The sequence below is a fragment of the Roseateles sp. YR242 genome, from assembly GCF_900109745.1.
Classification (GTDB): Bacteria; Pseudomonadota; Gammaproteobacteria; order Burkholderiales; family Burkholderiaceae_C; genus Roseateles.
In genome coordinates this window covers 115282-122093 of the sequence record NZ_FOAV01000016.1, presented here as the reverse complement: position 1 = coordinate 122093, position 6812 = coordinate 115282, and the positions used below count along the sequence as shown (strand labels likewise).

General features: G+C 64.0%; 6 protein-coding genes. 4 read left to right on the top strand and 2 right to left on the bottom strand.

What is annotated here, in order from left to right; translation table 11 throughout:
• The coding region (locus tag BMY53_RS22455) for a transposase domain-containing protein (protein ID WP_143074078.1) at positions 1-207 on the top strand (207 nt) is incomplete at its 5' end.
• Positions 208-339: 132 nt separating this feature from the next.
• Here the strand turns inward: BMY53_RS22455 and BMY53_RS22450 are convergent.
• Both BMY53_RS22450 and BMY53_RS22445 read right to left on the bottom strand, forming a co-directional pair.
• On the bottom strand, positions 340-2235 hold the full coding sequence (locus tag BMY53_RS22450; RefSeq protein WP_092948871.1) for a rhamnogalacturonan lyase B N-terminal domain-containing protein: 1896 nt from the start codon (positions 2233-2235) through the stop codon (positions 340-342).
• A 165-nt stretch (positions 2236-2400) separates the two neighbouring features.
• Complete coding sequence (locus BMY53_RS22445; RefSeq protein ID WP_092948869.1) at positions 2401-3369, bottom strand: LysR family transcriptional regulator; 969 nt, start codon at positions 3367-3369, stop codon at positions 2401-2403.
• Between the two features lie 184 nt (positions 3370-3553).
• Between BMY53_RS22445 and BMY53_RS22440 the strand changes: the two genes are divergently transcribed.
• The 3 genes from BMY53_RS22440 to BMY53_RS22430 all read left to right on the top strand — a co-directional run bounded on the left by BMY53_RS22440 (position 3554) and on the right by BMY53_RS22430 (position 6405).
• Positions 3554-4405: an aldo/keto reductase gene (locus tag BMY53_RS22440; RefSeq protein WP_092948867.1), complete on the top strand. Its 852-nt coding sequence runs from the start codon at positions 3554-3556 to the stop codon at positions 4403-4405.
• A gap of 8 nt (positions 4406-4413) precedes the next feature.
• Entirely contained in the window at positions 4414-5841 is a 1428-nt protein-coding gene (locus BMY53_RS22435) for an MFS transporter (protein ID WP_092948865.1), read from the top strand.
• 96 nt (positions 5842-5937) lie between these two features.
• A complete protein-coding gene (locus tag BMY53_RS22430) occupies positions 5938-6405 on the top strand; it encodes a hypothetical protein (RefSeq protein ID WP_092948863.1) in 468 nt (155 codons plus the stop codon).
• Positions 6406-6812 lie beyond the last annotated feature (407 nt).

The following is a 6812-nucleotide window of genomic DNA, read 5'->3' as shown; positions in this document are numbered from 1 at the left end:
TGCGTCGGCCGACGCAACTGGCTGTTCGCCGACACCGTGGCCGGGGCCAATGCCAGCGCAAACCTGTACTCGCTGCTGCAAACCTGCCAGGTCAACGGCATCGACGGCTACCGCTACCTGCGCGCACTGTTCGTTGCGCTGCCCAAGGCCCAGACGGCGGACGACTACGCCGCATTGCTGCCCTGGCGCATCGACCTCGCGGCCTGAATCGCTTCTACCCCGACAACTCGTTGGCGCCAAGGGCGCAGTTCATTGACCGCTTACGATGAAATACGGACGCCGCGCTTCAGACACCTGGCGGGGCGCTTCATCTCACCACATGAAGCCGCCCGCCCCCCGTCACTGACTAAAGTCGACTGCATCAATCGCCGCTGCCGGGCTCAACCACCCGTCCCCCGTCGAGCCGGTATTGAGGCTGATGGTCAAGGTGTTGGTGCCCACGACCAACGCGCTCGCTGGCACGGTGTAGGTATAGAGCGTGTTATTCCCACGGTAGGTGCCGACCGTCAAGCTGCGGGTCTTGGGCTGGCTAGGGGCCGCTGGCAGCGTCGAGCTCCATCCATTGACGGTAATCTGCGGGCGGGCGCCGAGATAGGAGGTCGTCAAGCCGATACGTACGGTGCTCGCCAGAAGCTGCGACGCCGTCAGCGTGAAGGTCACGCGCTGGCCATTGTTCTTGTCTTTCCACATGTATGCGGGAAAGTCGGTGTTGGCGGACGTTCCCACCACGAAGTCGCCAGGTGCCCAGCTGGCCATACGAACATCCGACGGATGCATGTAGGTGACCTTGTCGCCGTTGCGCAGTTCCGTGGGCGAGCCATCCCAATCGCCAATGCGCCAGAGGGCTGCCTTGCTGGAGGGGTCGGTGACGGCAATCGGGCTGACGGTGGTGGTACCGCCGGCGGTCACCGTCACGGCTTGTGAAGCCACGACCAGTTCGTTCTTGTAGACGTTGAGGGTGTAATCCCCGGGGATCACCCCGGCGCAACTGAAGCTACCGCTGGTGCCGTCGGCCGCCGTCCAATACTGAGCGGTGGTGTTGGACAGCCCCACCGTGTAGCGATAGTGGCTATCAAGCCCCGTGATGCTGGCGCCAGAGACCGTTCCTCGCGCACTGGAAGCGACCCAGCCCTTGAGGCCCATGTCGCCATACCAGCTGGTGTCAATCACCGCGGGCTTGCTGCCATCGGTGAAGACCAGCGCGTAGGTGTTGAGCACATTCATCCGGTACGGCTCCGTCTGGGCCATGCCGTAATTGACGATGTAGGTGAGCTGCTGTTGAGTATCCAGGCCTTGGTTGAGCAGGCTGCGGTAGAAGGGACCACCCGACATCCCTTCGCTGTTGCCCCGCACCACCCAGAGGCCGACATTGCTGCCTGTGGCGCCGATGTAGTACCAGTCGCGCAGGCGTTGATTCGAGTAGTGCTTGGAGCGGGTCTCGCCGGTGGCCGTGCTGAAAATGTCTGACGCCTCGATCGTCGCGGTGTTCTCCAGCATGTTGGAGGCCGCAGGGCCATTCGGGAGCCGGCCAGTGAGTGCACGCACGATGTAGCGGACGAAGCCCTCGTTTTCCTGGTTGGGTTCGCTGGCGAAGACAGTCCCCATGTAGATCTTGGCCTCGCCACGATGCGCCAGGTAATAGTGCGTCATGTCGCCCGCGGTCACCGTGATCCGGATGTGGTCCGCGTCCACCTGCACCGCATCCAGGACCACGTCGTTCTCTCCCACGGTGGTGTAGATCCATCCCATCCCGGCGTTGATCTGGGTGCCGCTGGTGACGTCTTGATACTCCACGCCGTTGTAGACCATGGAGGTCAGGTCCCCAGGCGCCTGCGTGTTGCTCGAATAGCTGCCTCGCCGGATCTTGAAGACCAGGCCGGCGCCGGTGTCCACGGTGTAGACGTTGTCGTTCGTCGTCAGGCCGAAGGAGCTGGTTGTCGATGCATCTGGGGTGGGGGCGGCGGCAATCGCGGTGGTGCACCCCGAGTCCAACGTCGCGCCGGTCGAGCCTTTGAGCGTCACCACCGGTGTGGTGGTCCCCGTGTCGGGCGTGGTGGTTCCGCTGCCGGTCGTGGGCGCACTTGCGCCGCTGTCCACGCTGCTCGCGGCCGATCCGGGCGTTTCCGCGCCAACGGCGCTGCCGTCCGAGGAGTCGCCGTCTCCACCGCAGCCCCCCAGGGACATGGCCAGGGCAGCCGTGAGCACAACAAGCTTGGCGCGGGGGTAATTCGTCATGACAGGTCGATCCATTCGTAGGCGGACAACGCACCCACTCGCTCGGACGATGTCCATGCGTGCACGGTGAAACAGTGCGTTGAAGTGGGAGTGTCCAGATTCAGCGTTTCATCGCCGTTTCAACCTGTTCCGTCCCCGGTGCCTCGCAATGGTGCGTCGTTCCCCTCACGCCTTTCTGGCGGGCCGTCTGGCCGGTGGGTGGCTGCGCAGGTCTTTGGGGCTGAGCACATATTCACAGGTCTCGCCCAACCTCTGAAGCGCCAGGTCGATAAACGCCCGCGCCCGCGCTGGCTGCGACGATCTGCTGCCGAAATAGACGAAGTAGCTGGCGTAGTTGGGCATGTTCTCCACGAGGACCGGCACCAGCTGCCCCGAGCGGATGTAGGGCGCCGCCGTCACACCAGCGAGTTGCCCCAGCACACGCCCCGCCAGTACAGCCTGCAGTTCAAAGAGCTCGTCATTGCTGCATATGGCGGGCACCACCGGCTGGTCCGCCGCCTCGTCGCCGATGCGCACGCGCCAAGGCAGCACCTTCCCGGTGCTGGGATGTCGGTAGGCGCTGCATTGATGGGCCGCCAGGTCCGCAAGCGTCTGCGGCACCCCGTGTTGTTGGAAGTAGGAAGGTGCGCCGCAGATGGGCAGCTGTACCGGAAACAAACGGCGTGCGATGACCCCCTCGTGGGGCGAGGGGCCCAGGCGGAACCCAACGTCCACACGGTCCTCCACCCAGTTCCCGATGCGGTCGTCCAGCAGCACATCGGGCTGGATGCCCGGATGCATGTCGCAGAACTCTTCGACAAGCCGCCAGAGAATCGGCTGGAACGTCGTTCGTGGCCCCGTGATGCGGAGCGGCCCCGCAAATTCATCCTTCGCCGACCTCGCCGTTTGAAGTGCCCGTTGCATCCCCAGCAGCGACGGGTGCACGTCTTCGAACAGCCGTTGGCCCGCATCGGTGAGCGACATCACCCGGGTGGTGCGATGGAACAGACGCGCGTCCAGGTGGGTTTCCAGCTGGGCCAGCGCCTTGCTCGCCGCCTGTGGGCTGATTCCCAAGGCCAGGGCCGCCTTGCGCAGGCTTCCCAGCTCTGCGGCTTTGATGAAGGTGGTGATGGAACGAAGCTCGTTGATCGCCATGGCGGATGTCCTTTAGGAACCTCTGCGGACCTCCCGCGAGCCGAGGTGGCCCTGATTCGGGATGTGCGTCTTCAAGCCGATTGTCATCAGTTTGGCGCCAATTCATCAACCTGAACGTCACTATTCAGATGTCAGTGTGCTCCCTACAGTTCATTGCATTGAACAGTCTCACGAGGAGCAGCCCATGCAACATGTTGTCCTGAACAACGGTCTTCAGATGCCCATCGCTGGTTATGGCGTCTTCCAGATCGCTGACGCCAAGGAGTGCGAGCGCAGCGTCGTGGATGCCATCGAGACCGGCTACCGCTTGATCGACACGGCCGCCTCCTACATGAATGAGGAAGCCGTGGGCAAAGGCCTTCGGGCCAGCGGTGTCGCGCGCGACCAGCTGTTCGTGACCAGCAAGCTGTGGGTCCAGGAGACGGGGTACGCCCGGACGCAGCAGGCCATCGACAAGTCGCTTCGGCGGCTGCAGCTCGACTACCTGGACCTCTACCTGATCCATCAGCCGTTCGGAGACGTTCACGGCTCCTGGCGCGCCATGGAGGACGCCTACCGGGCTGGCAAGCTCCGCGCCATCGGCGTCAGCAATTTCCATCCGGACCGCCTGATGGACATCAAGGCGTTCAACGAGATTGCGCCGGCGGTCAATCAGGTGGAGGTCAATCCCTTCCAGCAGCAGCGCGAGGCCGCACCCTTCATGACCGAGATCGGCGTTCAGGCCGAGGCATGGGCACCGTTCGCGGAGGGCCGCAATGGTCTCTTCCAGAACGAAGTGCTCATGGGCATCGCGCAGCGGCACGGGAAGTCCGTGGGCCAGGTGGTGCTGCGGTGGCTGGTGCAGCGCGGCATCGTGGCCCTCGCCAAGTCCGTGCGGAAAGAACGCATGGCCGAGAACATCGCCATCTTCGACTTCCAACTCGAAGACGCGGACCTGGTGCGTATCGCCGCGCTGGACACCAACACCAGCAGCTTCTTCCCGCATCGTGATCCATCCATCGTCAAGTGGATGGCCGAGCGCAAGCTGGACATCTGAAGAACACCATGAGCCGCACCGCACCAAGCCCGTCGCCCCGCAACACGGGCGCGATCCTGGCCATCATCGTGGCCAGCTACCTGATGATCGTGGTGGATATTTCCATCGTCATCACCGGGCTGCCGCGAATCCAGAGCAGCCTGGGCTTTACGTCCGCCCAGTTGTCCTGGGTCACCAATGCATACACCCTGACCTTCGGCGGCTTGCTGTTGCTCGGCGCACGGGCTGGTGACATCCTCGGTCGCAGGCGCATGTTCATTCTGGGGCTGACGGTGTTCACGTTCGCCTCGATGGTGATTGGGTTCGCGCCATCAGCGACCTGGCTGCTCGCGGCGCGGGCAGTCCAGGGCGCCGGGGCCGCTGTGCTGGCGCCTTCGACACTGGCCCTGCTTTCCACCAACTTTGCGGAGGGTCCGGAACGGACGCGTGCGCTGTCCTTGTATGCGGCCGCGGCAGGGGTGGGTGCGACGTTGGGATTGGTACTGGGCGGCCTCTTCGCCGACCTCGTCTCCTGGCGCGCAGGGTTCTTCATCAACTTGCCCATCGGCGTGTTGCTCATCGCCGCCGCTCGGCGACACATCGAAGAGACGCAGCGGCAGCCGGGGCAGTTCGACATGGGCGGCGCCCTCAGCTCCACCCTGGGTATGACAAGTCTGGTCTACGGACTGGTGCGAGCGGCCGACGCTGGTTGGAGCGACCGCTTTGCGCTGGCCGCGCTGGTGAGCGGCTTGCTACTGATCGCCATCTTTGTCGGGATCGAGCGCAACGTCAGTCAACCCATTCTGCCGTTGCGGCTGCTCGCCAACCGGGAACGGGCCGGGGCTTACCTGGCGCGCATGCTCTTTCTTGGCGGGGCGGTCGGGTTCTGGTTCTTCTCCACCCAGTTCTTGCAGGGCGTTCTCCACCTGCGTCCGATCCATGCAGGGTTGGCCTTCCTACCGGTCACGCTGCCCAACTTCGCCTCCGCGATGGCGGTGCCCAGGCTCGCTCGCCGCTTCGGCAATGAGGCGCTGCTGGTCACAGGGCTTTTGCTCGGCGTGATGGGCTTGGGGTGGCTCGGCCAGGCTGGTGTCGCGTCCAGCTACTGGACGGGCGTGGCCCTGCCCATGGTGCTGATCGGCCTCGGGCAAGGCTTGCTGTTGGCACCGCTCACGGCCGCAGGGGTTGCCGGGGTCGCCCCGAAGGATGCTGGTGCCGCATCGGGCCTGGTGAACGTGGCCCACCAGTTGGGCGGCGCGTTGGGCCTGGGGCTGCTGGTGCTGGTCTTTGCGAATGCCGCGCCCGCCATGGGGCACGACGTCGAGGGCCTCGCCCGTCGAATTTCCGTCGTCATGGATGTGGCCGCCGTGCTGCTGGGCTTGGCGCTGGTCGTGGCGGTGTTGTTCATTGTCATGCCGCAGCACCGGCGGGGTAGAAAGCTGGAGGTTCTTTCGTGAAAACACGCTGAGGACCGTGCGTTTCGCCTGGTTGAGCGATCGGCTGCGCAAACCTCGCTGAAAATTGCGATTCAACACGTTATGCCCTAGGAACATATGGTCAAACGCCTCGACAAGCTCGCCAGACTGCTTGCCGTGTTCGATGAGTTTCATCATGCCCTGGAGGGGCTGGATGACTCCACGTCGCGGCGCCTTGCCGAGAACTGGGCTGGCGTCCGCCCCCAATACGCCGAGCCACCAGCCGGTATACCTCGGTCAGCGCTCGCTGCCGGCATGGAGCAAGGCCTTCGGGAAACACCGATGCTGATGCAGGCGATGAATCCAGAGGCTCGCAGGCACGCAGCGAAGGCCCTGGCGTCGGCGACGCTGGCCCACTATCCAGACTTCCTCGCCAAGACCGCCGAGCGGATCACCAAGGTGAAGGCGCGCGGCTCCATTCGTGGGGAGAGTGAATTCCACCTCATCCGCAGTCGAGTCGACGAGCTGGAAGGTGCGTCAGGCCAGAGCATAGATCTCCAGCAGTTGTACAAATTGCTCGATGCCTATGAAGGTCGCTCGGCCTGACTGACCAGCCTTCATCGCTTGACCTTCTCCGCGAAAATTTCTTCTATTAGAGCCGCGCCGCGACATGTGGGGCGGCGGCGGCTAAGGAAGCTATGTATGACTCCCGCGAGCCGCGGAGGCCCCCATTCGGGATGGGGCGCAAGGCGCAAACCACCGCCATAGCGGGGCTATGGCGAGGATTTGCAACGCGGCGGACCGCCCGAAGCGGGGTCACATCGGCCGCGAGGAGTTGTGCAGAGCTTCCCTGCTGCAAGGCGCGTCAGCATCAAACGACCAAGCCGCTTGGCCATTGACCGTCCGAGCAACATCGCCGTGCACGCGGCAGGGCAACGAGTTGTTGAATCTACGCCTGAAATGTCTCCTGATGTGAGGCGCCGCCGTCGGGAGACGGCATCGCCCGAATATGA